The organism is Pacificispira sp. (assembly GCF_965228185.1).
GTDB lineage: Bacteria > Pseudomonadota > Alphaproteobacteria > UBA8366 > Aestuariispiraceae > Pacificispira.
On sequence record NZ_CBDDHE010000006.1, the window covers coordinates 86,441 to 112,718 of the forward strand.

The 26,278-nt window shown below is 62.8% G+C and carries 25 protein-coding genes; 16 read left to right on the forward strand and 9 right to left on the reverse strand.

From position 1 onward, the window contains the following. Window position 1 precedes the first annotated feature (1 nt). Together ACO06O_RS11165 and ACO06O_RS11170 are read right to left on the reverse strand one after the other, a co-directional pair. The gene (locus ACO06O_RS11165; protein ID WP_421879634.1) at window positions 2-1,114 is read right to left on the reverse strand and encodes a mandelate racemase/muconate lactonizing enzyme family protein; all 1,113 of its coding nucleotides are present in this window, start codon (window positions 1,112-1,114) and stop codon (window positions 2-4) included. After that, window positions 1,111-3,573, reverse strand: a complete 2,463-nt coding sequence (locus ACO06O_RS11170) for an FAD-dependent oxidoreductase (protein WP_421879637.1) — start codon at window positions 3,571-3,573, stop codon at window positions 1,111-1,113. Before ACO06O_RS11170 ends, ACO06O_RS11165 begins: the two co-directional genes overlap by 4 nt. Before the next feature lie 69 nt (window positions 3,574-3,642). Here ACO06O_RS11170 and ACO06O_RS11175 point away from each other — a divergent pair, with 69 nt between their 5' ends. Together ACO06O_RS11175 and ACO06O_RS11180 are read left to right on the forward strand one after the other, a co-directional pair. After that, a complete protein-coding gene (locus ACO06O_RS11175; protein ID WP_421879640.1) occupies window positions 3,643-4,563 on the forward strand; it encodes a MurR/RpiR family transcriptional regulator in 921 nt (306 codons plus the stop codon). Then, a complete protein-coding gene (locus tag ACO06O_RS11180) occupies window positions 4,560-5,654 on the forward strand; it encodes an aromatic ring-hydroxylating oxygenase subunit alpha (RefSeq protein ID WP_421879643.1) in 1,095 nt (364 codons plus the stop codon). The genes ACO06O_RS11175 and ACO06O_RS11180 overlap by 4 nt, the downstream gene beginning before the upstream one ends. Window positions 5,655-5,674: 20 nt before the next feature. On the opposite strand, the gene ACO06O_RS11185 is transcribed toward ACO06O_RS11180, so the two are convergent. From ACO06O_RS11185 to ACO06O_RS11195, 3 genes are read right to left on the reverse strand one after another with little or no spacing between them, the layout of a single operon-like run. Next, on the reverse strand, window positions 5,675-6,397 hold the full coding sequence (locus tag ACO06O_RS11185) for a GntR family transcriptional regulator (protein WP_421879647.1): 723 nt from the start codon (window positions 6,395-6,397) through the stop codon (window positions 5,675-5,677). After that, window positions 6,394-7,428: a Gfo/Idh/MocA family protein gene (locus ACO06O_RS11190; RefSeq protein WP_421879650.1), complete on the reverse strand. Its 1,035-nt coding sequence runs from the start codon at window positions 7,426-7,428 to the stop codon at window positions 6,394-6,396. The genes ACO06O_RS11185 and ACO06O_RS11190 overlap by 4 nt, the downstream gene beginning before the upstream one ends. Continuing rightward, on the reverse strand, window positions 7,425-8,522 hold the full coding sequence (locus ACO06O_RS11195) for an isocitrate/isopropylmalate dehydrogenase family protein (RefSeq protein WP_421879653.1): 1,098 nt from the start codon (window positions 8,520-8,522) through the stop codon (window positions 7,425-7,427). Before ACO06O_RS11195 ends, ACO06O_RS11190 begins: the two co-directional genes overlap by 4 nt. Before the next feature lie 132 nt (window positions 8,523-8,654). Here ACO06O_RS11195 and ACO06O_RS11200 point away from each other — a divergent pair, with 132 nt between their 5' ends. From ACO06O_RS11200 to otnC, 7 genes are all read left to right on the forward strand, one after another. Next, on the forward strand, window positions 8,655-9,659 hold the full coding sequence (locus tag ACO06O_RS11200) for a Bug family tripartite tricarboxylate transporter substrate binding protein (protein WP_421879656.1): 1,005 nt from the start codon (window positions 8,655-8,657) through the stop codon (window positions 9,657-9,659). 81 nt (window positions 9,660-9,740) lie between these two features. Next, window positions 9,741-10,496 (forward strand): hypothetical protein, encoded by a 756-nt coding sequence (locus tag ACO06O_RS11205; protein WP_421879659.1) that lies wholly within the window; start codon window positions 9,741-9,743, stop codon window positions 10,494-10,496. A 4-nt stretch (window positions 10,497-10,500) separates the two neighbouring features. Beyond that, window positions 10,501-12,027 (forward strand): tripartite tricarboxylate transporter permease, encoded by a 1,527-nt coding sequence (locus tag ACO06O_RS11210; protein ID WP_421879662.1) that lies wholly within the window; start codon window positions 10,501-10,503, stop codon window positions 12,025-12,027. 1 nt (window position 12,028) lies between these two features. After that, complete coding sequence (locus ACO06O_RS11215) at window positions 12,029-12,322, forward strand: putative quinol monooxygenase (RefSeq protein WP_420420181.1); 294 nt, start codon at window positions 12,029-12,031, stop codon at window positions 12,320-12,322. Between the two features lie 16 nt (window positions 12,323-12,338). Continuing rightward, a complete protein-coding gene (locus ACO06O_RS11220; RefSeq protein WP_421879665.1) occupies window positions 12,339-13,145 on the forward strand; it encodes an N-acyl homoserine lactonase family protein in 807 nt (268 codons plus the stop codon). A gap of 5 nt (window positions 13,146-13,150) precedes the next feature. Beyond that, a complete protein-coding gene (otnK, locus tag ACO06O_RS11225) occupies window positions 13,151-14,401 on the forward strand; it encodes a 3-oxo-tetronate kinase (RefSeq protein WP_421879668.1) in 1,251 nt (416 codons plus the stop codon). Then, a complete protein-coding gene (gene otnC / locus ACO06O_RS11230) occupies window positions 14,398-15,030 on the forward strand; it encodes a 3-oxo-tetronate 4-phosphate decarboxylase (protein ID WP_421879671.1) in 633 nt (210 codons plus the stop codon). The genes otnK and otnC overlap by 4 nt, the downstream gene beginning before the upstream one ends. A gap of 228 nt (window positions 15,031-15,258) precedes the next feature. On the opposite strand, the gene ACO06O_RS11235 is transcribed toward otnC, so the two are convergent. Beyond that, entirely contained in the window at window positions 15,259-16,212 is a 954-nt protein-coding gene (locus ACO06O_RS11235; protein WP_421879673.1) for a LysR family transcriptional regulator, read from the reverse strand. Between the two features lie 158 nt (window positions 16,213-16,370). On the opposite strand from ACO06O_RS11235, the gene ACO06O_RS11240 reads away from it, so the two are divergent. Next, the gene (locus ACO06O_RS11240) at window positions 16,371-17,183 is read left to right on the forward strand and encodes a class II aldolase/adducin family protein (RefSeq protein ID WP_421879676.1); all 813 of its coding nucleotides are present in this window, start codon (window positions 16,371-16,373) and stop codon (window positions 17,181-17,183) included. An 18-nt stretch (window positions 17,184-17,201) separates the two neighbouring features. Here ACO06O_RS11240 and ACO06O_RS11245 read toward each other — a convergent pair whose 3' ends face one another. Next, the gene (locus ACO06O_RS11245; protein ID WP_421879678.1) at window positions 17,202-18,818 is read right to left on the reverse strand and encodes a GMC family oxidoreductase; all 1,617 of its coding nucleotides are present in this window, start codon (window positions 18,816-18,818) and stop codon (window positions 17,202-17,204) included. A gap of 179 nt (window positions 18,819-18,997) precedes the next feature. Between ACO06O_RS11245 and ACO06O_RS11250 the strand changes: the two genes are divergently transcribed. Beyond that, window positions 18,998-19,936: an AEC family transporter gene (locus ACO06O_RS11250; protein ID WP_421879680.1), complete on the forward strand. Its 939-nt coding sequence runs from the start codon at window positions 18,998-19,000 to the stop codon at window positions 19,934-19,936. A 12-nt stretch (window positions 19,937-19,948) separates the two neighbouring features. Here ACO06O_RS11250 and ACO06O_RS11255 read toward each other — a convergent pair whose 3' ends face one another. Continuing rightward, window positions 19,949-20,569, reverse strand: a complete 621-nt coding sequence (locus ACO06O_RS11255) for a YdeI/OmpD-associated family protein (protein ID WP_421879684.1) — start codon at window positions 20,567-20,569, stop codon at window positions 19,949-19,951. Window positions 20,570-20,792: 223 nt separating this feature from the next. On the opposite strand from ACO06O_RS11255, the gene ACO06O_RS11260 reads away from it, so the two are divergent. The 5 genes from ACO06O_RS11260 to ACO06O_RS11280 are packed head-to-tail and all read left to right on the forward strand — an operon-like array spanning window position 20,793 to window position 25,043. After that, the gene (locus ACO06O_RS11260) at window positions 20,793-22,088 is read left to right on the forward strand and encodes a flavin-containing monooxygenase (RefSeq protein ID WP_421879687.1); all 1,296 of its coding nucleotides are present in this window, start codon (window positions 20,793-20,795) and stop codon (window positions 22,086-22,088) included. Window positions 22,089-22,117: 29 nt separating this feature from the next. Next, window positions 22,118-22,540 carry a RidA family protein gene (locus tag ACO06O_RS11265; RefSeq protein ID WP_421879691.1) on the forward strand — a complete coding sequence of 141 codons (423 nt, stop codon included), beginning with the start codon at window positions 22,118-22,120 and terminating at the stop codon, window positions 22,538-22,540. Between the two features lie 2 nt (window positions 22,541-22,542). Further along, the gene (locus ACO06O_RS11270) at window positions 22,543-23,412 is read left to right on the forward strand and encodes a phytanoyl-CoA dioxygenase family protein (RefSeq protein WP_421879694.1); all 870 of its coding nucleotides are present in this window, start codon (window positions 22,543-22,545) and stop codon (window positions 23,410-23,412) included. Then, the gene (locus ACO06O_RS11275) at window positions 23,409-24,083 is read left to right on the forward strand and encodes a DUF1028 domain-containing protein (RefSeq protein WP_421879696.1); all 675 of its coding nucleotides are present in this window, start codon (window positions 23,409-23,411) and stop codon (window positions 24,081-24,083) included. The genes ACO06O_RS11270 and ACO06O_RS11275 overlap by 4 nt, the downstream gene beginning before the upstream one ends. A gap of 30 nt (window positions 24,084-24,113) precedes the next feature. Beyond that, window positions 24,114-25,043: a LysR family transcriptional regulator gene (locus tag ACO06O_RS11280; protein WP_421879698.1), complete on the forward strand. Its 930-nt coding sequence runs from the start codon at window positions 24,114-24,116 to the stop codon at window positions 25,041-25,043. Here ACO06O_RS11280 and argE read toward each other — a convergent pair. Beyond that, on the reverse strand, window positions 25,020-26,162 hold the full coding sequence (gene argE / locus ACO06O_RS11285) for an acetylornithine deacetylase (protein WP_421879700.1): 1,143 nt from the start codon (window positions 26,160-26,162) through the stop codon (window positions 25,020-25,022). The two genes, ACO06O_RS11280 and argE, sit on opposite strands and share 24 nt — an antisense overlap. Between the last annotated feature and the right edge of the window lie 116 nt (window positions 26,163-26,278).

Genomic DNA, 26,278 nt, shown 5'->3' on the forward strand with positions numbered 1-26,278 from the left:
TTTACAATTCGAGTGCGGGCGTCCCGAGGACGTCCATATTCGGTTCAACGCCCAGGCCAGGGCCCTCCGGCGGGGCGATCCGGCCGTTCCGCCGCACCGGCGCATCGGGGCAGAGGCGCGGCGCGACGTAATGCGACAAATCGCAGACATTCATCACCAGTTCCGGCGGACTGGCGGCGCCGAGATGCAGGACGGCCGCGGTCGTAATGTCGGACCCCCAAGTGTCCTCAATGCACATCTTGGCACCGAGATGCAGGCACAAGTCGCGGGCCCGACGGGCCGCACTGACACCGCCGAACTTCGACAGCTTGACTGCGACCGCCTCCAGGCACCCCATCCGGTAAGCCGACAACAGCGAGGCAGGATCATGTGCCGCCTCGTCCAATTTCAGCGGCAGGCCGGTCGCGTCGCGGACGGCGGCGCATTCTTCGATCGTCTCGCAGGGCTGTTCTAGCATGATATCCAGATCGGCCACAGCCCTACCGACGCGGATGGCGTCCAGCCGCGTGCTGCCGCAATTCCAGTCGCCATAAACCAGCGGCCCCGGCCCGACGGCTTCCCGGACCAGGCGCAGACGCGCGACATCGGCCTGCCAATCGCTATCGACGCCCAGCTTGACCTGAAACTGGCGGATGCCCGTCGCATGGGCGTCGCGGGCCATCCCGGCCATCACATCCGGCGGCAGGCAACTGATCGAGTGATAGAGCGGCAAATCAGCGACACGCCGGCCGCCCAGCAGCGCATGAAGCGGCAGGCCAGCCCGTTTGCCCATCAGGTCCCAGAGCGCCATATCGACCACGGACTTGGCATAGCGATGACCCTTCAGCTTCGCATCCAGTTTCGCCAAGACCGCTTCCGGTCCGGTCAGGGCACTCCCGATCAGGACCGAAGCCATTTCGGTCAGCGCCGGAACGACACCCCGCGCATAGGCGGGCAAGTAACCGGGGATCGGACAGACCTCCCCCCAGCCTTCCAGCCCGTCATCCGTTCGCAGGCGGATCACAACCGTCTCAACGGTGTCGCAAGTTTTACCCGCCGCCATGTGATAGGCGACATGGCTGGTCAGGGGGACGATCCAGGCCGCTAGGCCGACGATACGGATCTCAGACATCATTCCGCCGCCACTTCCAATGCATCGGTGCGGGGCAGACGGCTTTCGGGGTCATAGGCCGGTGCCGCCAAGACTTTCGCCGCACGGGGCCTGCCATGGATCACGACGGTCAGGTCGAGACCGGGCTTGGCCGCTTCCGGCTTCAAATAGGCGAAGGCCAGGATCTTGCCGACCGTATGGCCATAGGCGACGGAGGCGGTACTGCCGACGACGCGGTCGCCCATCAACACCGCCTCGCCGCCATGTCCGTCGACATCGCCGTCCGGCTCAATCTCCAGATACGCACAGATCCAGGGCAGAGTTCCGGCGGCGCTTTTTTCCGTCGCCGCCTTACCGGCGAATTCCTTGTCCAGGCGCACGAAGCGCATGACATCCGCTTCCGGCAGGGTGACTTCATTGGTCAGTTCACCGGCACCCTTGAAGCCCTTTTCCATGCGCATCACGTTCATGGCGAAGGACCCGTAATCGGCGATGCCGTGCGGCTCACCCGCTGCCCACAGCGCGTCATAGACGGCCAGCGTGGCGTCGCGCGGGATGTGCAATTCCCAGCCCAACTCCCCGGCATAGGACAGGCGGAAGGCCCAGAGGCTCTGACCCGCGACCGCGATCCGGCGGGCCTGCAGCCAGGGGAAACCGGCATTGTCCAGCGGGGCATCTGTACAGCGGGCCAGCACGTCCCGCGCTTTCGGACCGTTGAGGGCCAGCGCGTTCCAGTCCGTCGACAAGTTCCGGACGGTCAGGTCGGCATTCCCGGCGTGCCGGGCGAGATGGTCCAGCAGTCGCTGCTCGAAGAAGGCGGCGCAGACCAGATAGAAGCGATCCTCCTCCAGCCGGACAATTGTCGCCTCTAGTTCGATCCGACCCGCCTCGTTCAGGAAATGGGTCAGCGCGATGCCGCCGATTTTGCGCGGCAGCCGGTTGGCGATCAACCGGTCCAACTGGCCGGCGGCATCCGGGCCGGAAACCTCGATCTTGGTGAAGGCGGAAATGTCCATGATCCCGACGCGCGTGCGGACGGCCTTCACTTCGGCCCCAACCACGTCATGCACAATCGTGCGGCGGAAGGAATAATGGTCGTGCTGTTCCACCCCTTGGGTCGCAAACCAGCGGGGGCGTTCGTGGCCGAAGACTTCCTCAAACACCGCGCCCTTCTGTTTCAGGCGGTCGTACAGGGCGGACGGTTTGACCGGACGTCCGGCCAGCCGATTGAAATGTGGAAAGGGGATTTCGTGGCGTAGGCAGTAATCTTCCTTCGCCTTGATGACCTGCCAGTCTTTCGTGGCATAGGCACCGAAGCGGCGCGGGTCGAATTCGCGCATGGAGATGTTCGCCGCGCCATGCACCATCCAGCGCGCCAGTTCGCGTGTCAGACCCGGACCCCAGCCGATCCCGATCTGCGTGCCGCAGCAGCACCAGTAGTTCCGCACCCCGGGCGCCGGGCCGATCAGCGGATTGCCGTCGGGCGGATGGCTGATGGCGCCGTGGACTTCCCGCTTGATGCCCAGTTCGGCAAAAATCGGCATCCGTTCCAGCGCATTTTCCAGCCAGGGCATGACCCGGTCGTAATCGGCCTCGAACAGCTCGTTCTCCGCCTCCCAGGGGCAATGATCCTCCCAGACGGTATTCGGGTTTTCCTTCTCATAGATTCCGATCAGGCCCGACTTCTGCTCCATCCGGATGTAGCCGGATACTTCGCGATCATCGCGGATGACCGGCAGCTCGCGGTCGAGGTCCAGGAATTCCGGCACGGTGTCGGTGACGAAGTAATGGTGGGTCATGGAGGTCATGGGCAATTGCAGCCCGGACCATTCACCCATCTGGCGGGCATAGGTTCCGCCCGCATTCACGACATGCTCACACCGGATCGTGCCCTGTTCGCTGTCGACCTGCCATTCGCCCGACGGCAGTTGGGTGATGTTGGTCGCCCGGCAGCGGCGGATGATCTTCACGCCCAGCTGCCGCGCCCCGGTCGCCAGGGCCTGGGTCACGCCGGACGGGTCGACATGGCCGTCATCCGGCGTATGCAGGGCGCCCAATACGCCGTCGAGATTGTAGAAGGGATGATGTCGCCGGATATAGTCCGGGTCGACCAGATGGATGTTGGACCCCAGGGCCCGACCGACCGACAGCGTGTGCCGCAGCCAGTCCATCTCATCCTCGGTATAGGCCAACCGGAACGAGCCGCAGCCGTGCCAGGTGACCGACTGCCCGGTTTCCGCCTCCAGCTTCCCGGCATAGAGCCCGACATTGTAGTCGACGCATTTGCCCAGGCCGTAGCTGGAGGTCGAGTAGGTGATCTGCCCCGCGGCATGCCAGGTCGACCCGCTGGTCAGCTCCGCCTTTTCCAACAGGACCACATCGGTCCAGCCTTCATGCGCCAAGTGATAGGCCAGGCCGCACCCCATGACGCCGCCGCCAACGATCACCACACGCGCTGTCTCCGGCAGCTTCTTGTCCGACATGGGGATGGCTCCTCGAATCCCGTTTGCGATTTCTGTGGACACGATAAGCAAACATTTTTACCATAGTCAATGATGACTGATACAAATGTACCATATTCCGATCTAAGGGATCCCGCCGCGGTTCTGGAAGCGCTGGCCAACGGGCTCGACACCTTGTCTCCGGAGGCCCGCAAGGCCGCGACCTATGTGATCGAAAACCCGAACGATGTCGGCGTCAGTTCGATCCGCGAGATCGCGGAAGCGGCCGATGTGAAGCCGAACACCTTTGTCCGGCTGGCCCGGTCCTTCGGATTCGAAGGCTACGACGAATTCCGCGTGCCCTTCCGGGAGGAGATCCGGCGCGGCAATGCCAGCTTCCCGGATCGGGCCCGCTGGCTGCAGTCGCTGAGCGCCAATGGACAGTTGGGCGCCTTGTTTTCCGATATGGCGGAAAGCGCGCTGCGCAATATCGAGGAGACCTTCGCCGCAACCAGCGAGGAACAGATCAAGGCAGCGGCCGATGCCATCGTAGCGGCGCGGAAGACCTATGTGCTGGGCGTCGGGGTGCACCATTCCAACGCCCGCAACTTCGCCTATCTGGCCGATATGGCGGTCGGCAAGATCGAGGCGATCCCCCGTCCGGGCAATGTTGCGGTCGACGATCTGGCCGGGGCCGGGAAAGGCGATGTGCTGATCGCCATGACCTGCAAACCCTACCGCCAGGAAATTGTCGAAGCGGTTACGATCGCGCGGGAACAGGGCGTAACCGTCATCGGGCTGTCCGACAGCGCCGCCTCGCCGATCGTCATCGGATCCGAACATGGTTTCGTCGTGTCCGCCGACACACCCCAGTTTTTCCCGTCCTCGGTTTCGATCATCGCGCTTCTGGAAACTCTGATGGCCTTCGTCATCGCCGATGCGAAACCGGAGGTTATCGAACGGATCGATACCTTCCACGCCCGCCGCCATCGGCTGGGTCTGTATGTTTCTGATGATGGAACCCGCAAATGACCGATGCCGCCCCGCTGCGCAGCCTGGAAGCCCGTTACTACACCGATCCGGAAATCTTCCGTCAGGAACGCACCGGCCTGCTGTCCAGGACCTGGCAGTTTGCCGGGCATGTGTCGGAGGTCGCCCGACCGGGCGATTACTTCACCTTCCGGATCGCCGGCGAGAACCTGTTTTGCATCCGGGGCCGCGACGGGGAATTGCGCTGTTTCTTCAATGTCTGCCAGCATCGCGCACATCAGCTGGTGCAGGGCCAGGGCACGACACGCATGATTGTCTGTCCCTATCACGCCTGGACCTACGATCTGACCGGCGGGCTGCGCGGCGGCAACAATATCAACAAGGTCGCAGGCTTCGACAAATCGGCGATTTGCCTGACCGACGTGCGGCTGGAAATCTTCAACGGCTTCATCTTTGTCAATCTGGACCCCGATGCGGAACCGATGGATGTCTGGTATCCCGGCGTCCGCGAGGAACTGCGCGATTACGTCCCTCAGATCGACAGCCTTCAGCCGGTCAACTGGGTCGAAATCCCGGAGAACTGCAATTGGAAGGTCTCGGTCGAGAACTATTCGGAATGCTATCACTGCAGCCTGAACCACCCGACTTTCTCGACCGGCGTGGTGAAGCCCGAGACTTATGACATTCAACGCCAGCCGGGTTACGTCCTGCGCCATACGACGGAGTGTTCAGGTCTGGATTCGATGAGCTATCCGATCGACCTGGCCGCCAATGAACATGCGGGAGAGTACCGGTCCTGGTTCCTCTGGCCCCTGTTCTCCTTTCAGGTCTATCCGGGCAATGTGCTGAACACCTATCACTGGCGGACTGACAGCCATGACCAGGTTACCGTCTGGCGCGGCTGGTTCACGGAAGGCGGATACGATTCGGAAGTGATCCAACGCCTGGCACAGCAAGACCGCGCCACGACGGTGGAAGAAGACATCCGCCTGGTGGAATCCGTCCAGCAGGGCCTGCAAAGCCGGGGTTACCGGCCGGGTCCGCTGGTCATCGCGCCGGAAGGGGGCGTGAACTCGGAACATTCCATCGGGGTCTTGCAGGAATGGATGCGGCAATCCGTGGAAGTTCGATAGTCAGCGGCCTTCCTGCGGTGTCAGACCTGATGAAACCCATGGCTTTCCAGCAGGCCGATGATCAGGTTTTTCGCCTCGGTCCGGTGCCGCACATGAAGGGCGCGTGCCTTGGCCGCATCCCCCGCCAGGATGGCGTTGAACAAGTCCCGGTGATCCTGATTTGACTTGGTCGGTGACGGGCGCAGCCGCACGGTCAGCATGCGGGCGCGATGGACCTGATCATTGAATGAATCGACGATGGCCGACAGCCGCCCGTTTCCCGCCAATTGGACAAGCAGATCGTGGAACCGCTTGTCGGCCTCGGCCCAGGCCTCCCGGTCGTCACCGGCCAGCGCGAGATCCATGTCCCGCAAGGCCGTCTCGACCGCCTCGCGGTCCGCCGCCTTGATCGGCGCGCTGGCAGCGCGTTCCGCGGCATGGGCCTCCAGTTCGGTCAGGACTTCATAGATCTCTTCCATATCCCGCGCCGACAGAGGCAGGACGCGCACACCGCGACGCGGCCGGGATTCGACCAGGCCCTGGGATTCCAAAACGATCACCGCCTCGCGCACGGGCGTTCGCGACATGCCCAGCATTTCCGCCAGTTCGGTTTCCAGATAATTGGAACCCGGCGGCAGGTGATTGTTGACGATCATTTCCCGCAGGTCCCGCACCGCCCGCTGAGTCTGCGACAGGCCCTTCGGGCCCGGGGCCGCGTCTGAACCCGCGGCTGCTTCGGATTGGATACTGGTCGCGGGTGTCATCGTCGAATTTCGACCTTCCTGCCCTCCTGGGCGGATTGATAGATCGCGGATTCTATCTCGATATTCCGAAGATAGGAACCGGCCCGATTTTCGATCGGCGTCCCGTCGAGCAGTCCTTCTACCACATGCCGTTGCAATGCGTGGACGCAGTCGCCGCCGAATCCTTCCGTCTGCGGCGCGGCAGACAGCAGCTGCCAATCGTCCGCCCCGAAGGCGCGGAGACGAAGGGCGCCCTCACCCGATAGACGAATTTCGCCGCGATCCCCTTCCACCGACATTTCGCCCATGGTCATCCGGCGATTTGGCGCCGGGTGATCCAGCAGGCGGTTTCCGTCATAGAACGCGCGCATACCATTTTCGAACCCGAATAGGATGCTGCCGGCGTCCTCTCCAGCGATAACGGGGTTTCGCCGCTGCAGATCGGCAAACACCCAATCCGGCTCCCCGAACAGAAATCGGAACGTGTCGACCCAATGGATCGCGGTTTCGTGCACCAGAAATCTTGGCATGGTCTGGAAATAGGGCTGGCGAGACAGATAGGCGTCCGACCCCTGCCCGTCGCCCGGTCGCATTCGGAAGGTCGCCTGCATGACCTGTCCCAGCCGGCCGTCGCGAATTGCCACCGCGGCGTCACGATACCAGGGCTGAAACCGGAAATTTTCATGGACGACCAAGGTCGCGCCAGCGGCATCCGCCAAACGTGTCGCCTCGACCGCCGAGGTATGATCGCCGCAGAAGGGTTTCTGGCAGATCATTGCCGGCACGCCGTTGTCCAATGCAATCCGGATCATGTCCAGATGCGTGTCCGGTGGCGTCGCGATATCGATCAGGTCGGGCTTTACCTCCCGCACCATCTGGATCGGATCGTCGAAGGCTTCCACCCCGGCGGCACGCGCCTTGTCGATATCCCGGTCCGCGACCGCGACCAGGTCGGCCCGGGCAATCCGTCGCCAGGCATCGTGATGAAACTGAGCAAAATAACCTGCGCCGATCACGGCGACACGCAATGGCGCCTTATGGGAAATGCTCACGACCAGCCACTTTCCAGTGCCGAGATGATCGCATCGGCCACCCCTTCCGTGTCGCTGTTGCCCCCCAGATCGGGGGTCAGGGTTGCGCCGTCCGCGATGACCTTGTCCGTGGCCGCCTGAAGTCTGGTCGCCGCTTCGGCCAGCGCAGCATCGCCATGACGGGCCGCCAACCAATCCAGCATCATGCCGCCGGACAGGATCATCGCGATCGGGTTGGCGACGCCGCGCCCGGCGATGTCCGGTGCGCTGCCATGGCACGGCTGGAACACGGCGTTCGTGTCGCCGATATCCGCGGACGGTGCCAGACCGAGCCCCCCCATCAGCCCCGCCCCAAGGTCGGACAGGATGTCGCCAAACATGTTTTCGGTAACCAGCACATCCAGCGCCCAGGGAGCCGACACCATTTTCAGCGCCATGGCGTCTACATATGAGGCGTCATGGGCGACATCCGGATAGGCAGCCGCTTCGGATTTGAAGACATCGCGGAAGAAGGCGAAGGCGCGGAACACATTCGCCTTGTCGACACAGGTCACGCGCCCTTGCCTTCCCTGCCGCGCACTGCGCTGTCGGGCCAGTTCGAAAGTCTGCCGAAACAGTTTTCGGGAGGTTTCGCGGGTGATGACCAGGGTTTCGCGCGCCTCGTCCGGTGTGACTTCGCCCCGCCCCATGGACCAGAACAATCCTTCGGTCGATTCGCGCACCAGCATGAAGTCGACAACGCGGTCCTGCGGCAGCCGCAGCGGGGTCGGATAGCCCGGCGCGATCCGAACAGGCCTTAGCCCCGCATAGAGTCCCATCTCTTTGCGCAGTTCGATCTGCGGCGAAATTTCGGTGCCGTCCGGATATCGGATGGCGGGATCCCCCATTGCGGACAGCAGGATCGCATGGGCTTCGCGCGCCGTCGCCAAGGATGACGCAGGCAGAGACTCGCCGGTCTTCGCGTAATGGGACGCGCCGGCCGGTGCGTCCTCGAAATGCAGTTGGAACCGTCGCGACAGGTCCTGCAGTTTGCGCAGCACCCGGCATGTCGGGGCCGTGATTTCCGGGCCGATTCCGTCCCCGGAGAAGACGGCAATTCTGAAGTCCGACGGCATGATACCTCCCTCTTCGCATCCGCCGACAAAAGCGCGTCGCCGGGATTTTGTGAAGCATTATTGACGGTGCATATTATTACGTATACATAAACACACACAACAACAAACACACCATATTGACAGGAGGAAGCGATGAGGAGGTTCTTAAAGGCAGCCGCCGTAGCGGCATTGGGTTTTGGCGTCGTGTCGGCGGCCGAGGCGCAAACCTATCCCTACCGCGACATTACGGCGGCGGTGGTCTGGGGCGCCGGCGGCGGAACGGACACGATCAACCGCATGATCATGGCCGAGATGGAAAAGCACCTTCCGGTCAGCATCAATGTCATCAATCAGACCGGCGGCGTCGCCGGATCGAACGGCATGGTCTATGTCATGAACCAGCCGGACGATGGCTATACCCTGGTCGGATTGTCCGAATCGAACGTCACCGCCGCGGTTCAGGGCGGTTGGGATCAGAAGTTCTCCTACTGGCATCCGTTCATCGTCGGGGGGTCCCCTGACTTGATCTCGGTGCCTGCCAATTCGCCGCACAAGACCCTGCAAGACCTGATCGAAGCCGCAAAGGCCGCCCCCGGCAGCATTCCCGCCGCCGCGTCCGGGTCCGGGTCGATCCACCATTTGAACCTGCTGGCCATCGAGAACGGCACCGGCGCGACGTTCAAATTCGTCCCCTACAAAGGATCCGCGCCCGGTCAAGAGGCCGCCGTCGCGGGTGAGGTTGCCGTCGTCGTCACCTCTCTTGCGGAACAGCAGGCATTGATCGATGGCGGGCTGCTGCGGCCGCTGGCAACCTTGACACCGGAACCGGCGAAGGTCGGGTCGATCGACATTCCGTCGGCATTCTCGGTCTATGACGGTCTGGACAAGTACCTGCCCCTGAAACAGGCCATCGGCTTCGCCGTCCATGCCTCGGCTTCGGATGACGTGAAGGCGGCCCTGACGGAAGCCTTCGACAAGGCCATGGCGTCCGACACGGTCGCGGACTGGGCCAAGACCAACCATTACGACATTTCCGGCCAGTCGGGAGCGGAAGCTTCTGCCATCTTCGCCAAGCTGGAAAGCACCTTCGCCTGGACCCTGTGGGATCTCGGCGCCGCCACAGTCGACCCGGCGACGCTGGGAATCGAGAAACCCTGATCGGTTTCGGGTTCAAGTGGGAAGCGCCGGCCCGTCAGCCTACGCGGGCCGGCCGCTCTCCCAGGCGAATGGAGTTCTATAATGGATGACAAGGTTGGTTTGAGGGCCCGCGATTTCTGGACGTCCCTGATCCTGGTCGCCCTGTCGGTAGCTTTTCTTTGGCAGACCAGTTTGCTGCCCTTCTACGACGCCAAGGCGGCAGGGGTGAACTCGGCACAATGGTTCAATTCGGCGGCGATCGTTCCCTTCGGCATTTTCGGCCTGCTGCTGCTCCTCGCCATTACTTTGCTGACAATCTCAATCCGGGACGGCGGCGCGGCACGCGCCTTGCGATCCATCGGCATCAACGACCGCGTCGAACTGCGCCGGATCGCCCTGCTCTCGCTGATCCTGATCGCCTATATCGTCTGTTTGGTGCCGCGCGTCGATTTTGTGCTGGCAAGCGGCCTGACATTGACCGCGCTGACCTATGGATTTCATTCCGGCCGCGCCGTCCCAATGGCGCTTAGTGCCGTTTTTGCCTGTCTTCCGGCCGTATTTGCCGTCGCGGCGCATCCCTTTCCGGACGAATGGGCGAAACCCCATGACGACGACGCCATCACCCTGGCCGCATGGATTGCCCTGACCGTTTCAATGTTCGCGATCGAATCCCGTCGCGGCGCCATCGATCGTGTGATCAAGGCGACGCCCCTCGTCGCGTTGATGGCACCGCTGATCCTGGTTATCGGCATGGCCTTCGGCTTCCGGCAGAACGTGCCAAACCGGACCGGGTTGGTCTTTGCCCAGATCGAATATCACTACTACGTCACCCTGCGCCCGCTCTGGTCCGGAGACTGACGCGATGGAATTCGTCCTCGATCAACTCATCGCTTTCGCGAACAGTCTTTACACCCTGGCCAGCGACCCGCTGACCTATCTCTATCTCGTTGCCTCCGTCTTTCTTGGGATTGTGTTCGGGGCCCTACCGGGACTGACCGCGACCTTGGCGGTGACAATTCTGACCGGGTTCTTCGGAAACAAATTTCCGCTGGAACAGTCTCTGATCGCCCTGATCGGCGCCTATGTCGGCGCCATCTATGGCGGCTCCTACCCGTCGATTCTGTTGAACATCCCCGGGACGGCGGCCTCTGCCGCCACGGCGATGGACGGTCATCCTCTGGCCAAGGAGGGGCGGGGTGGTGAAGCCCTGGGCATCACCACAACCGCCTCCTTTATCGGAACTTTGTTCGGGGCGTTCTGCCTGCTGATCTTCGTTTGGCTGCTGCTGCTGGTCGCAAAGAACATCGCATCGCCGGAAAAGGCCCTGCTGGCCCTGTTCGGCATTCTTCTGTCCGGCACGTTGATGAGCCAGGACTTGGTCATCAAAGGCTGGATCGCGGGGTTGATCGGTCTGGCCATGGCAATGGTCGGCATGGATCCGATCCTGTCGGAGGCGCGATACACCTTCGGCTGGTCGTATCTGCTGTCCGGGTTTCAGATCGTGCCGGTCCTGATGGGCGCCTTCGCGATACCCCAGATCCTGGACGGAATGCGCGCGGCCGTGGGTGGCGCGGCCCCCCTGCCGGTCGGACGAATCGTTCCCCGGCTGCGCGAAGTCGTCCGTCATTTTCCGGGAATCCTGAGGTCCGGCGGAATCGGCACCGGGATCGGCGCCCTGCCCGGCGTCGGCGAGGATGTTGCCGGCTGGGTATCTTATGGCGTTGCGAAAAGCGTCGCGCGCGATTCCAGTCGTTTCGGCCTTGGGTCCCTACGCGGCCTCATCTCCGCCGAAACGGCGAACAATGCCGCAATCGGCGGGGCGTTGATCCCGCTACTGGTTCTGGGCATTCCGGGTTCTCCCCCGGCGGCAGCCTTGTTGGGGGCACTCAAGATCAACAATGTCATCCCAGGCCCGACCATCGACCCGGCGTTGATCGTCCATATCGTCGCCATTCTGGTAATGGCATCGCTGACCATGTTCCTGATGGGTTTGTTCACCGCACGCGTCTTCATCCTGATCCTGAAACTGCCGCGGACGGTGTTCTTGCCGGTCGTGCTGGTTCTGACGACGATTGGGTCGTTCTCGGTCGGCGGCGGGATCAACGACCTGTTCCTGATGCTGGGCGTCGGTTTTGCCGCCTATGCCATGACGGCGATGAAATATCCGATCGCGCCCCTGGTGATCGGCGTCATCCTGGGCGGATTATTCGACGAAACGTTCCGCCGGTCGCTGCTGATTTCGGACGGCGACCTTTCGATCTTCATCACCCGGCCCGGCGCGGCCATTCTGGTGGCGCTCAACATCGCCCTGATCCTGTCCCAGATTCCGGCGGCACGACGGCTGGTCGCCGCGTGCCTTCCGAAATCTCCGGCAATTGGAAAGGACTGACATGTTTGCGGTTTGCGTATCCTTCGACATTCACCGGCAATGGTGCGACGCCTTTCTGGAAAGAATGCGCGAACAGGCACGGACCTCTCTGGATCTGGAACCCGGATGCCTGCGCTTCGATGTCTGGTCCGACAGCGACAGTCCGACGACGGTCTTCCTCTATGAGATCTATGCCGACGCGGCGGCATTCGACACGCATCTGGAAAGCGCGCACTTTAAGGCGTTCGACGCGGCGGTTGCGGGGATGGTCGCGGCTAAATCCGTCGTAACCTACGACCGGCCCATTGCGAGTTGAAAGAGGGGAACAGGACATGGATCAGATATGGCAAGTCACCGCGGTGAAGTATGCCGAGCGCAACTCCCGAACACGCCAGGATTCCTTCATCCTGGATGACGATCATGCCAGTCCGCACGACATGGACTATTTCATCTGGGTTCTGAAGTCGCCGCTGGGCACGATCCTGGTCGATACCGGATACGATCAGCCGGAGGGTGACCGTCGCGGCCGTCCTGTCTTGCGGAACCCGGACGAGGCTCTAAGCGCGGTCGGCATCGATCCCGCATCCGTCGACACCGTCATCATCACCCATATGCATTACGACCATGCGGGGGGCATGAACCGGTTTCCCAACGCGGTATACCATATTCAGGAAACCGAACTGCAATACGTCACCGGTCCCTGCATGTGCCATTCTCATCTGCGCTACCCGTTTTCCGCCGATCATGTCTGCCAAATGATCCGAACCCTTTACGACGGACGTGTCCGGTTCCATCACCAGGACGGCGAGGTTGCGCCGGGCGTTACCGTTCATCGTATCGGCGGCCACACAAAGGGGCTGCAGGTCGTCCGTGTCCGGACCCAGTCAGGCTGGCTGTGCCTCGCGTCGGACGCATCGCATTACTATGAGAATTTCCTGAAAGGGAAGCCGTTCCCGATCGTGGTGGATCTTCAGGAAATGCTGGATGGGTTTCAGACCGTCCAGCGCCTCGCGTCCTCGCCTTCGCTGGTGGTGCCGGGGCACGATCCGAAAGTGTTCGACCTGTTCGCGGCAACGGACGGTCTGCCCGATTTCGCGCGGCGCCTGGATTTCGGACCGGTACGAGCGGTGGAGGCGTAGAGCGCATGCTGCTTGGCTGTATCGGGGACGACTTTACCGGTTCCAGTGATCTTGGATTGACCCTTGCGAACCGCGGCATGCGCGTGACGCAGTATTGCGGCATCCCGTCATCCCCTGCGGAGGGCGATGTCGATGCCGGGGTGGTCGCCTTGAAGACGCGCACCTGTCCGGCGGACCGGGCGGTGGAAGACAGCCTCGCCGCCCTGAACTGGCTGCGCGATCAGGGGTGCCGCCGATATTTCTTCAAGTACTGTTCCACCTTCGATTCCACCCCCCGGGGCAATATCGGCCCGGTAATCGATGCCCTGATGTCCGCCTTGGCCCTTCCGCGCGCCATCGTCTGTCCCGCCTTTCCCGCCAATGGGCGCAGTCTCTATATGGGCCATTTGTTCGTCGGTGACCGGCTGTTGAGCGAATCCTCCATGCGCGATCACCCGCTGACCCCAATGCGGGATTCCGATATCCGTCGCTGGTTATCCCAACAGACGCGTCAGTCCGTCGGGCACATCGCCCATCCTGTGGTCGCCGCCGGTCGCGATGCGATCCGCGCGGCCCTGGATACGGCGGTCGCGAACGGCTCCTCAATCGTGGTCGTCGACGCCGTCTCGGACGCCGACTTGCATCAGATCGGCCTCGCCTGCCCTGACGATACCCTGATCACCGGCGGTTCTGGGATCGGTCTCGGCCTGCCGGAGAGCCTGGGTATTACCGCCCGAACCGATCGGGTTTCATGGACGGGGCGATCCGGTCCGGCCGCTATCCTGTCGGGCTCGTGTTCATCCATGACCCGCATGCAGGTCGCGCGGTATGCGCTGTCCCATCCCTCCCTCGCCATCGACCCCGTTCAGATCCTGGCCGGCGCCCAAACGGCGGATGGTGTCGCCGATTGGCTGATGCAGCGATCCGACGATGCGCCAATCGCCTATTCCACGGCGGATCCGAAATCGGTTGCGGCCGCGCAAGCGAGCCTGGGCCGTGAAGCGTCCGCTAACCTGATCGAAACCCTGTTCGCAGATGTCGCCGTCCGGCTGCGCGACGCCGGTATCGCACGGCTGGTCGTCGCCGGCGGAGAGACTTCGGGGGCGGTGGTCACCGCCCTCGGTCTGTCCCAGCTTGAAATCGGACCCGAGATTGCCCCCGGCGTGCCCGCCATGAGCGCCGGTGGCGACGGTCCCGCGCTGGCGCTCAAATCCGGCAATTTCGGCGATGCGGATTTCTTCGAAACCGCCCTGACAGTGCTGGAGGGCGAATCGTGAGCGACGAGGCAAAACTGCGCGAAAGCCTGTGTGATTGGGCGAAATCCCTCTTCGACCGGGGCTTGAACGGCGGTTCTTCCGGCAATATCTCCGCCCGTTTGCCGGACGGGCGTTTGCTGGTGTCGCCCACCGGATCGAGCTTTCGCAATCTGGACCCCGCGTCCCTATCGGTCCTCGATGAGACCGGACGACACATCGCCGGATTAAGCCCGACCAAGGAACTATCGCTGCATCAGGCTTTCTACGAGACCCGGTCGGCAGGCGCCGTACTGCATCTGCATTCGTCCCATGCGACGGCGGTCTCCGTTCTGCCGGAAATCGACCCGGATAATGTCCTGCTGCCGATCACAGCCTATTCGATCATGCGTTTGGGGCAGGTGAAGCTGCTGCCCTACTTCATGCCGGGCGACCCGGCCATGGGGGATGCGGTTCGAGGACTTGCCGGGAAACACAGTGCCTTGCTTCTGGCCAATCACGGGCCGGTCGTAGCCGCCCGGGATCTCGACTCCGCCGTTTACGCCATGGAGGAATTCGAGGAGACGGCCAAATTGATGCTGATGCTGCGCGGGGCCAATCCCAGACTGTTGAACCGCGATCAGATCCGGGATCTCGTTCAAAAGTACGGCTAGAGCGGTATGCGTTCAGATGAAACCGCCTGAGACGCCGCCTTCGGTTTCCTGGTTAGGAGCGGCGCGCGTTGCGATGCGGGGCATCGGAAGCGTGCCGCGACGCGGTCCAGGGAGCCGACGACGGCGCCCAAGGTCGGTATGGCGGGCCGTCGGTGTCGTCGCGACGGCTGGACGATGCCCCGCATCGCCTGCGCCGACGCTCCTAACCCACAACCCGCCATACCGATCTCAGGTGGTTCCATCTGAACGCATACCGCTCTGACCCCCGGTCCCCTCCTCCCAGTCCGGATCGCGGAAAGCGGCCGCCATGAAGTCGATAAAGGACCGGATGCGCGGAACCAAATGCCGGTCCGGCAGGAAGACCGCATGGATCGCGCCGTCGTCCCTCACCGTGATGGCGGGTAGCAACTGCACAAGATGGCCGCGGTCGATGGCAGGACGCGCCAGATGTTCCGCCATGCGCATGACCCCCACACCGGCCAGGCACATCTGGAACAGCGTCATACCTTGGTTGCTGCGGAACCGGCTGGCCGCACGGAAGGTGACGGCTTCGCCATCCTGGACGAATTTCCAGCGGTTCAGATGATCGCGGCTGCCGTCCCAGGCCAGACAGGGCATCGCGCTGAGATCCTCCAGCCCGTGCGGTTCGCCGTATCGCGCAACAAGGTCCGGCGCGGCGACGATGATCCGTTGCAAGCCGCAGAGGCGGCGGTGCATCAGGCCGGAATCCGGTAACGCGCCCATCCGGATCGCAACATCGATCCGGTCGTCGATCAGGCTTTCCTGATCGTCGGTCAGCCGAAGGTCGATCGACAGGTTCGGGTGTCGGTTCAGGAAATCCGGCATGTGCGGTGTCACGCGATCCAGCCCGAACGCGATGGGCGCGGATACGCGCAGATGTCCCTCCACCTGCGCCTCACCCCGCTGCCAGTCCGCCTCGGCCTGTTCGACGAGGTCGATGACCCGGCGCGCGGTGTCGAGGAACCGTTCCCCCTCCGCCGTCAGACGGTGCCCGCGTGTCGTTCGATGCAGCAGCTTGGCACCCAAACGCGCCTCCAGACGCTGGATCGTTTGGCTGACAAAAGGCTGACTGACGCCTAATCCATGGGCCGCAGAGGTGAAGCCGCCGGTTTCGACCACCGTCCTGAACACCCGCATTTCCAGCAGCCGTTCGTCCTTCATCGCGCTTGCTCCCCAGTCCTCCGCCTCATCACGGGCAATAAGTCTTATTGCGGGCGCGGCATTGTGCGACCCCAAGGTCGTCGCCACACTCTTGCGCACTCGGCAGGATCGCGGCGCATTACAGCCCCGCCGGATCCTCAGGCAAGAAGGATACAGCCATGTTGGACCTTGGAAACCGCGTCTCGATCTATCAACCCGAACAAAGCGGCCTGATCTTTCCGGAGCTGCCGGATTTCGACACGGTCGCCGAGGAGCGCCAGCATCGCAAGGAACGTCTGGTCGCGGCCTGCCGCGCCTTCGCGCAGCAAGGGTTCGATTATGGGTTCGCCGGTCACCTGACGGTCCGGGACCCCGAACGTCCGGAGCTCTACTGGACCAATCCGATGTGCGTGCATTTCGACAAGGTCAAACTGTCGAACCTCATTCTGGTCGACCATAAGGGCACCGTCATCGAGGGCCGTCACGCGGTCAACCGCGCCGGTTTCGTGCTGCATGCCAATGTCCATGACGAACATCCGGACATCATCGCCATGTGTCACGCGCACACCGTCTATGGCACGGCCTGGGCGGCGACCGGCCGCGCCATCGACCCTATCACCCAGGACGCCTGCGCCTTTTTCGAAGACCACGTCGTGATCGGCGAACAAGGCGGTCAGGTCGCGGTCGAGAACCATGCCGGGTCGGATGTTGCGAAGGCCTTCAAGGGCGTGAAGGCGGCGATCCACCAGAACCACGGACTTCTGACCGCCAGCCGGCATTCCATCGATTCCGCGGCCTTCTGGTTCATCGCGTTGGAACGTTGCTGCCAGCAGCAGCTCGACATCGCCGCCAGCGGCATTACGCCGATCCGCATTTCCGAGAAGCGGGCGCGATACAGCCGCGAACATGTCGGCAGTGAATATATCGGCTGGCTGCATTTCCAGACGATCTGGAACCAGCTGGTGGAAGACCAACCGGACATGTTCGATTAAGCGAAGGCGGCGGCGACTCTAACGGGCGTCTTCGCGGACCAGGGCTGCGCCCTTTTCCGCGATCATCAGGGTCGCCGCATTCGTATTCGCAGAGGGCATGGAGGGCATGATCGACGCGTCGATGACGCGCAGACCTTCGACGCCCTTTACCCGCAGCCTGTCGTCGACGACGGCGGTCCGGTCATTGTCCGGTCCCATACGGCAGGTTCCCATCATATGGAACACGGTCGTTCCCCGCTCCCGCGCGACGGCCAGCAGCTCTTCATCGCTCTGCACTGCGTCGCCGGGATAAAGTTCGCCTTCGAAATACGGCGCCATCGGTGCGGTCCGAAGAAGCTTCCGTGCCAGCTTCATGCCCGCCAGCAAGACACGACGGTCGCTTTCCTCACCCAGATAATTGGCGTCGATGATCGGCTTCTCGAACGGATCCGCCGACCGCGCCAGGACGGTGCCCAGACTGTCCGGCCGCTGCTGCCAGGCCGCGACGGTCATGCCCGGCCGGTCGTCCAGCGTGCTCTGCACGCCTTCCTTATAGCTGGCCGGCATGAAGGTGATCTGCAGGTCGTTCACATCCAGCGCCGGATCCGACCGCGTGAAGACGTAGCAGACCGTCGACGGTACACCCAGGACGGAGGGCCGCCGAAACGCCCATTTCACCGCCTCCCCCATCAGACGCAGCCCGTGAACACGCTCGTTGAACGTATCGGTATTCTTTACCCGCGCGCTGAAGCGAGGCGTGAAGTGGTCGCGCAGGTTCTGGCCCACACCGGGCAGGGCGTGGCGAAAGGGAACGCCAATCTTTTCGAGATGGTCCGGATCGCCGAACCCGGCCAGTTGCAGGATCTGCGGCGAATTGATGACACCGCCCGACAATATGACTTCACGGCCCGCGACGATCTCCGTTTCCGCGCCGCCGCGCCCGCCCTTGGCATAGCGCACACCGGTGCAGCGTGTGCCATCGAACGTCAATGCGGTGACATGGGCGCCGGTGCGGATGTCCAGGTTCGGCCGGTTCTTGATCGGCGTCAGGAAGGCTTTCGCCGCGCTCTGCCGCCGACCCCGCACAATGGTGCGCTGTGTGTAGGAAGCACCTTCCTGCCGGGCACCGTTGTAGTCCGGATTGCGGGGAATGCCCAATGTCTCCGCCCCATCCAGAAAGGCCTCCACCAGCGGATGGCGCCAGTCCGTGGGCGTTACCCGCAAGGGGCCGTTACGGCCGCGTCGCCCGTCCGGATCGTCTCCGGAATAGCTTTCCAGGCTTTTGAAATACGGCAACACATCGTCATAACCCCAGCCCCGATTGCCGGACTGGGCCCAGTGATTGAAATCCTCTGCCGTACCCCGGTTGAAGATGCAGCCATTGATCGACGAGGACCCGCCCAGCGTCTTGCCCCGGGGGATCGGCACCCGACGTCCCGCGGTTCCTTCCGACGGTTCGGTTTCGTAGAGCCAGTTATAGACCGGGTTCTGCATCAGCTTCATATAGCCGACGGGCATATGGATCAGCGGGTTCCAGTCGGATGGGCCGGCTTCCAGCACACAGACGCGCACACCGCTGTCAGCCGACAGGCGGTTGGCCAGAACGCATCCGGCCGACCCGGCGCCGACGATGATGTAATCGAAAGTATCGCTCATGGCCCGGACGGTAGCGGGTGTTGCCCGGCTTCGCCAAGCAGAATGCGCCGTGCCAAGAATTCGACAGGCAGAACTACCGATCGCCTTTCCGCCGCGGCCCGAACGATGTTTTGGTTTGCGTAGCCGTCCGGCTAGGTTAGGGAACGCCGTTTAGGGCGTTCAACAGAGGAAACCGGACCGTGCAGGCATTGTTCGACATCGTTCTGCCGATTTTCGCGATCGTCGCTTCCGGTTATCTGTGCGGCTACCGAAACATCCTCGGGCCCGAAAGCAGCCAGGCATTGAACGCCTTTGTCTACTGGGTGGCGATCCCGGCGCTTCTGTTCAATGCGATGGCCAATGTCGATCTGGCACAGGTCTACAACCTTCCCTTCATGCTGGGTTTCACCGGCGCACTGGCGGCGATCTGGGCGCTGACCGGGGTTCTGGGTCGCTATGTCTTCCGTCTCAGCGCTGCGGAATCGGCCCTGCACGGGTTGAACAGCGCCTATCCGAATACCGGTTTCATGGGCATCCCGCTCGCCATTGCGGCCTATGGCGAAGAAGCGGCTCTGCCCGCCATCGTCGCGACCGTCATCTCGGTCCTGTCAGTGGGCCTGGCGGTTATCCCCATTGAAATCGCCCGGCAGCAGAATTCCAATATTCTGAAGATCGTGGCCAGGGTGCTGGGCGCGCTGGCCCGGAACCCGATGATCGTAGCCCCCTGCGCCGGGCTGCTTTGGGCCTGGGGCGGGTTGGGCCTGCCTGTCTTCGTGGAAACCTATACCAGCATTCTTGGGGCGGCAGCCGGACCTTGCGCCCTGTTCTCGATTGGGCTGTTCCTCGTCGGCAAACCCCTGACCGAGGGCAGTATGGAAGTGGCCTCCATCACCCTGGCGAAACTCATCCTGCATCCTCTGCTGACGGCCGGTGCGGTGCTGGTTCTGTTTCCGACCGACCCGCTGTGGGCCATGGTCGCGATTCTATCGGCCGCGCTGCCCATCGGGTCCGGCCCCTTCGTTCTGGCCCAGGCGCATGGGATTTATGTCCGCCGGACTTCCACTGTCATGCTGGTGACGACTTTGTTGTCCGTGGTTACGATTTCAGGGTTCTTCGTGCTCTTCCCCACCCATCCCTGACCGAAAGTCGACCTACCGCTCCGTCGCGCCTTTGCCCGCCAGAATATGCGGGCGAAACTTGGCGATCCGGGCAATGCGGGTTTCGGTTTTCTTCGCCCCATTCAGGTTGATTACATAGCTGCGCTGCCGTCCCGGCGTCAGTGCATGGAACCCCTCCGCCAGTTCAGGATCGGCATCCAGCGCCTCGGCCAGTTCGTCCGGCAGGTCGAATTCAGCCGTTCTCCGTTCCGGGACGATACCGGCCTCGGCATAGGACATGGCCTCCGCCAGATAGGCGCGCAGGACCGGTTCCAGTTCCGCGACCCGTTCGTTGCGGTCAAACCGGATGACATCCGGATTCTGTGTGTTCGGACCTTGCCGCTCCAGAATGCCCTCGGGGTCCTTCATCAGGGCAGCCTTAAAGAACGACATCCGAAAATTGCCCCGCAGCGCCCCGATCAGGACGATGTTGCGACCCGCATGCATGTAACAGGGATGGCCCCACTTCACCGTTTCGGTCAGCCCCATTTCGCGGCAAATGCGGCGCAGGGCCGTCAACCCGTCCGCCCATCCGCGCGTGACGCATTCTGGCGTGCCAAACTTGTCGCAGCGCCCGCAGCCCTTGGTGAAATAGTCTTCGATTTCGGTGATCATCGCCAAAAAACCGTCGTTGCATTTCGCCAGAACGGCGCGGACCGTAAACCTTGCCGGCCGGCACTTCAAACCACCTGTCGGCATAGCAACCACTGCCCATGACATAAGTTGATTAGGAATACACTATCCCATATGTAGAAAATTGATATTTTACCTAATCAATGCCTCTCCCTAAGCTGATCCCCGTTCAAAACGCAATTGACAAGGAAGCGAGGGTAGCGCGGTGACTGTCGAGAAAGTGGATGTGCTGGTGGTTGGGGCCGGCCAGGCCGGGGTCGCCATGAGCGAACATCTCGGACGGAACGGCATTTCGCATCTGGTCCTGGAACGGCACCGCATCGCGGAACGCTGGCGCACGGAACGATGGGATTCGCTGGTCGCCAACGGCCCGGCCTGGCATGACCGGTTCCCCGGCATGACCTTCGACGATGTCGATCCCGAGGCCTTCGCGCCGAAGGAACGGGTGGCGCAATATTTCGTCCAGTATGCCGACAAGATCGGCGCGCCGATCCGCTGCGGCGTGAATGTGACGTCCGTTCGCCGCAATGAGGGTCGTGCGGGTTTCCGTGTCGAAACGTCAGAGGGTGTGATCGACGCGACCCATGTCGTGGCGGCAACCGGCCCGTTCCAGAAGCCCACCACGCCTGCGATCGTTCCGGCGGAGGCTGGAATTCATCAGATCCATTCCAGCGCCTATCGGAATCCCGACGAGTTGCCGGAAGGAGCGGTCCTGGTGGTCGGGGCCGGATCGTCCGGCGGACAGATCGCCGATGAATTGCTGCGATCCGGGCGCCGGACATTCCTGTCCGTTGGACCGCATGACCGGCCGCCGCGCCGGTATCGCGGACTGGATTACTGCTGGTGGCTGGGCGTCATGGGCAAATGGGACATTCAAACCCCGGCGCCGGGCACGGAACATGTCACGATCTCGGTCAGCGGCGCCAATGGCGGCGACACGGTCGATTTCCGCCGGCTGGCGGCACGCGGCATGACGCTGGTCGGCCGGACGGAGGCGTTCCGCGACGGGTCGCTGTTCTTCCGGGACGATCTGGCGGCCAATATCGCGCGGGGGGACGCCAATTACCTGTCTGTTCTGGACGAGGCCGACGCCTATGCCGAACGGAACGGGTTGGACTTGCCGGAAGAGCCGGAGGCGCGCCAATTCCTGCCCGACCCGGATTGCGTGACGAACCCCATTGAGTCGCTGAACCTGAAGGACCAAGGGATCACATCGATCATCTGGGCCACAGGCTTTTCCTATGATTTCGGGTGGCTGCAGGTCGATGCCTTCGACGCCGCTGGGAAGCCGAACCATCAGCGCGGCGTTTCGACGGAGCCCGGCGTCTATTTCCTGGGATTGCCCTGGCTGTCCCGGCGCGGATCGTCCTTCATCTGGGGTGTCTGGCACGACGCGCGGTTCATTGCGGATCACATCATGACCCAGGTCAGTTACGAAGCGTACCACACCAGCGTCCGGGAGCATTTGTCGGCACCGGAACCGAAAGCGAAGGTCGGCTGATACGGCCATTCAACAGGGAAGCAAGACAAATGGCGCATAAGAGAATTCGTAAGTTCAATACGAAAGACACCTATCCGGAACAGAAACTGGACAACGATCTGTGCCAATCCGTGGTGGCGCGAGGAACCATGGTCTTCGTGCGCGGTCAGATCGGCCAGGATCTGGAAACTTCCGAATCGGTCGGTATCGGCGATGCTGGCGCCCAGGCACACAAGGCCATGCAGAATATTCGCATGCTGCTGGAAGAAAGCGGCGCGAAGATGGAGCATATCTGCCGCCTGGTCGTCTATCTGACCGACATCCGCTATCGCGAGGCGGTCTACCGGGCCATGGGCGAATACACGAAGGGCGTCTATCCGGTTTCGACCGGACTGGTCGTGCCTGCCCTCGCCCGCCCCGAATGGCTGGTCGAAATCGAAGCGACCGCCGTCATTCCGGACAAGGAGGATTGAACATGACGGTTCTGACGGAAGCTCAGAAACAATTCTTCCAGGACAATGGCTATCTGGTCGTTGAGGACGCCGTCGATGCGGCGCTTTTGGCCCGCCTGCGGTCGGATTTCGACCGCTGGGTCGCAGACAGCGCCCATCACGATGCGCCCTACGGCGAAACGGTCGACGGCAGACCGCGATTCGATCTGCAGCCGCCGGGCGACGGCAAGCCCGCCGCTCTGCGCCGCGTCCAGGCGCCGACGGAAGTATCCGACGCCTATTACGACGCCATGGCGGAAAGCCGAATGACGGACATGGTCGCCGACCTGATCGGGCCGAACATCAAGCTGCATCACACCAAGATCAATTCAAAGCAGCCGGGCGCCGCGACCATGGTGAAATGGCATCAGGACTTCGCCTTCACGCCGCATTCGAATTCCGACCTCATCACCGCCCTGTTGATGATCGACGATGTGACCGAAGACAACGGCCCGCTGGCGGTCGCGCCCGGCAGTCACAAGGGACCGATTCACAGCATCTGGCAGGACGGAGTCTTCACCGGTGCCGTCGCCCCGGAGATCGAGGAGGAGATGAAGCGGGAATCGGTTCTGTGCATGGGTAAGGCGGGTTCGGTCTGCCTGATGCATACGCGCCTGGCCCATGGGTCGGAGCCGAACCTGTCGACACAGCCGCGCACGCTGTTCATCTGTGTCTATTCGGCCGGTGACGCCATGCCCTGCACACCCAACCCGGTCCCCACGAAGCATATGGGGATATTCGTACGCGGCACCGATCCGCGCCGAGTCCGGGGTGAGGCCTATGACGTGGCCGTGCCGGAATATCCGAAGACGTCCTTCTTCGCCCAGCAATCCGACCGGGAGCGCGGCGCATGACCTTTTCCATTGTCGCGCGCTGCGCCGAAACGGGCATGTTCGGCGTCGCCGTATCCTCTTCCTCACCCGCCGTCGCCGCACGCTGCGCCTATGCCCAGGCCGGAACAGGCGCGATCGCCAGTCAGAACGTCACCGATCCCAGGCTGGGGACACAGGGGCTGGATCTTCTGGCTCGCGGCGCCACGGCCGACGAGGCCGTCGCCATCCTCCGGCGCATCGGCCCGCATATCGACTTCCGCCAGATCCTAGCGGTCGATGCCGCGGGCGGCAGCGCCATTCATTCCGGCGGCAAGGTGCTTGGCGTCTGGGGCGAAGCGAAAGCGACGAATGTCGCCTGCGGCGGCAATCTGCTGGCAAATCCGGATGTGCCAGTGGCCATGGCGGAGGCCTTCACCGGATCCAGCGGGCCGCTGGGCGACCGGATGCTCGGCGCGATGCGCGCGGCGCTGGATGCCGGAGGTGAAGCAGGTCCGGTCCATTCGGCCGGAATGAAACTTGTCGACAACGTCCCCTGGCCGGTGGCCGACCTGCGCGTCGATTGGACAGAAGGCGATCCGATCGCCGAACTGGACGCGCTGTGGCGCCGCTATGAACCCCAGATGAAGGACTATGTGCGGCGCGCCCTGGATCCCAGCGCAGCGCCCAGCTATGGCGTGCCGGGCGATGAATAGCCCGGCGTCGGACTGACCGGCGGAAACCCCATGGCGATCCGGTATACGCTGAGGCAGATCGAATACTTCGTCGCCGTCGGGGACGCGGGCAGCATCGCCGTCGCAGCCGGGCGGCTGAACGTATCGGCGCCGTCGATCTCGACCGCCATTTCCCAATTGGAAGACGCGCTGGGCATCACCCTATTCGTTCGACAGCACGCGCAGGGTCTGTCACTTACGCCCGGCGGCCGGCGGCTTTACAAGGCCGCCCGCGAGCTCTTGGAGGGGGCCGGGGCACTCCATGCCATGGCCGGGGAGATATCCGACCAAATTGGCGGGCCGATATCCGTCGGATGCCTGGTGACGATCGCACCCTATTTCCTGCCCGAATTGCGCAAGGCCTTCGAAGAAGGATATCCCAGCGCGGCCTTCCGGCACGAGGTGGCCCATCAGGCCGATCTTTTCCGAATGATCCGGGGCGCAGAGATCGATACCGCCATTACTTACGATTTGGAGATTCCGAAGGACATCGCCTTCGAACCGCTGGCCGATCTGCGTCCCTATGCGCTGTTCGCCCCGGATCATCCCCTGGCCGACCGGGAAAGTGTGTCGTTGCGGACCTTGGCGGCGCATCCGCTCGTGCTGCTGGACCTGCCGATCAGCCGCGACTACTTCCAATCGCTGTTTCATCGGGTCGGTTTGAAGCCGCGTATCGCCGATCGGTCCGCGCATTTGGCGATGGTCCGGACCATGGTCGCGAATGGGTTCGGTTACGGCCTGCTGAACGTGCCCAGCGCCAATCCGAATGCGCCGGATGGCAAGCCGCTGGTCTTTCGGCCGATTTCCGATCCGATCGATCCGCTGCGGGTCGGCTTGCTGACCATGCGGACGGAGATGAAGCCTCGTATCCTGCAGGCATTCGAAGCGCTCTGCCGGGACCGCGTCCCGCCCCTGGCGTCAGGCCGACATCCGGTCCAGTAGCGTTTCCAGGAACCGGTCGCAGGCTGCCATCTGCGACGCTTCGATGAACTCGTCCGGCTTATGTCCCTGGGCCATGGAGCCCGGCCCGCAAACGACGGTGGGGATGCCAAGACGCGCGTCGAACAATCCGCCTTCGGTCCCGAACGCCACCTTGGTCGTGGCATTCGCACCGGTCAGCGACTTGACGAAGGATACGATCTCCGCATCGGCGGAGGTATCGAGACCGGGATACCGGTTCACGATCTCAATCACAACGCCGCAGCCTTCCGGGCAGGGTTTCGAAATCGCTTCGGCGGCGGCCTCGACGCGTCCCAGCAGCGCCGCCGGATCGTCGGCCTTCAGGTGGCGGATTTCGAAATCGACGCTGCAATGGTTCGGCACGATGTTCAGCGCCGTCCCACCGCTAATGACCCCGGCATGGACCGTTGAATAGGGAATGTCGTATTCCAGGTCCCGCGCACCGAATTCCGCCAGGTCCGCTTGAAGCTCCCTCAGCGCCGCGACGAAATCCGCCGCCAGATGGATCGCATTCACCCCTTGCGGCGCAAGCGCCGAATGCACTTCGCGACCCGTACAGACGGCGCGGGCGGCAATCTTGCCCTTGTGCCCGGTCGCAACGGTCAGTTCGGTCGGTTCGCCGACGATGCAGAAACCCGGTTGGTCCGGTGCCCTGTCCAGAATATCGAGAAGACGCCGGACACCGACGCATCCGATCTCCTCATCATAGGAGAGGGCCAGGTGCAGCGGCTTGGTGAGCGGCCTGTCGGCGGAGAGCAACATCGCCCGCACGGCGCAGGCGACGAAGCCCTTCATGTCCGTCGTACCGCGGCCGTAATACTTGCCGTCGCGCGCGGTCATCCGAAATGGGTCGACCGTCCAATTCTGACCCGCGATGGGAACGACGTCGGTATGGCCGGACAGCATGACACCGCCTCCGCCATCAGGACCCACTTTCGCATAAAGATTGGCATTCTCGCCGTTCGGGCCCTCCACAATGCGGCACTCGATACCAGCCCCTGTCAGCAGCTCCGCGACATAGCGGATCAGTCCGATGTTCGGCGTGCGGCTGACGGTGTTGAAGGCGATCAACCGGTCGAGAATGTCGACACTGGAAAGCACTGGATAACCCTCTGACGGATTGGATAACTGCCGGAAGAACCGGTCTGTGACGCAGGCAGTCTATCCAATCCGGGGAGGCACGGAAACAGATGCGACTCCGATAAGGGGGCCGACAC

Bases quoted from the DNA above. Each gene is read 5' to 3' on its own strand.
- ACO06O_RS11220 (WP_421879665.1), top strand. From the start codon at position 12,339: ATGGATCAGATATGGCAAGTCACCGCGGTGAAGTATGCCGAGCGCAAC.
- ACO06O_RS11180 (WP_421879643.1), top strand. From the start codon at position 4,560: ATGACCGATGCCGCCCCGCTGCGCAGCCTGGAAGCCCGTTACTACACC.
- ACO06O_RS11255 (WP_421879684.1), bottom strand. From the start codon at position 20,569: ATGATCACCGAAATCGAAGACTATTTCACCAAGGGCTGCGGGCGCTGC.
- ACO06O_RS11175 (WP_421879640.1), top strand. From the start codon at position 3,643: ATGATGACTGATACAAATGTACCATATTCCGATCTAAGGGATCCCGCC.
- ACO06O_RS11200 (WP_421879656.1), top strand. From the start codon at position 8,655: ATGAGGAGGTTCTTAAAGGCAGCCGCCGTAGCGGCATTGGGTTTTGGC.
- ACO06O_RS11265 (WP_421879691.1), top strand. From the start codon at position 22,118: ATGGCGCATAAGAGAATTCGTAAGTTCAATACGAAAGACACCTATCCG.
- ACO06O_RS11185 (WP_421879647.1), bottom strand. From the start codon at position 6,397: ATGACACCCGCGACCAGTATCCAATCCGAAGCAGCCGCGGGTTCAGAC.
- ACO06O_RS11280 (WP_421879698.1), top strand. From the start codon at position 24,114: ATGGCGATCCGGTATACGCTGAGGCAGATCGAATACTTCGTCGCCGTC.
- otnK (WP_421879668.1), top strand. From the start codon at position 13,151: ATGCTGCTTGGCTGTATCGGGGACGACTTTACCGGTTCCAGTGATCTT.
- ACO06O_RS11240 (WP_421879676.1), top strand. From the start codon at position 16,371: ATGTTGGACCTTGGAAACCGCGTCTCGATCTATCAACCCGAACAAAGC.
- ACO06O_RS11245 (WP_421879678.1), bottom strand. From the start codon at position 18,818: ATGAGCGATACTTTCGATTACATCATCGTCGGCGCCGGGTCGGCCGGA.
- ACO06O_RS11275 (WP_421879696.1), top strand. From the start codon at position 23,409: ATGACCTTTTCCATTGTCGCGCGCTGCGCCGAAACGGGCATGTTCGGC.
- ACO06O_RS11270 (WP_421879694.1), top strand. From the start codon at position 22,543: ATGACGGTTCTGACGGAAGCTCAGAAACAATTCTTCCAGGACAATGGC.
- ACO06O_RS11170 (WP_421879637.1), bottom strand. From the start codon at position 3,573: ATGTCGGACAAGAAGCTGCCGGAGACAGCGCGTGTGGTGATCGTTGGC.
- ACO06O_RS11210 (WP_421879662.1), top strand. From the start codon at position 10,501: ATGGAATTCGTCCTCGATCAACTCATCGCTTTCGCGAACAGTCTTTAC.
- ACO06O_RS11165 (WP_421879634.1), bottom strand. From the start codon at position 1,114: ATGATGTCTGAGATCCGTATCGTCGGCCTAGCGGCCTGGATCGTCCCC.
- ACO06O_RS11205 (WP_421879659.1), top strand. From the start codon at position 9,741: ATGGATGACAAGGTTGGTTTGAGGGCCCGCGATTTCTGGACGTCCCTG.
- ACO06O_RS11235 (WP_421879673.1), bottom strand. From the start codon at position 16,212: ATGAAGGACGAACGGCTGCTGGAAATGCGGGTGTTCAGGACGGTGGTC.
- ACO06O_RS11195 (WP_421879653.1), bottom strand. From the start codon at position 8,522: ATGCCGTCGGACTTCAGAATTGCCGTCTTCTCCGGGGACGGAATCGGC.
- ACO06O_RS11215 (WP_420420181.1), top strand. From the start codon at position 12,029: ATGTTTGCGGTTTGCGTATCCTTCGACATTCACCGGCAATGGTGCGAC.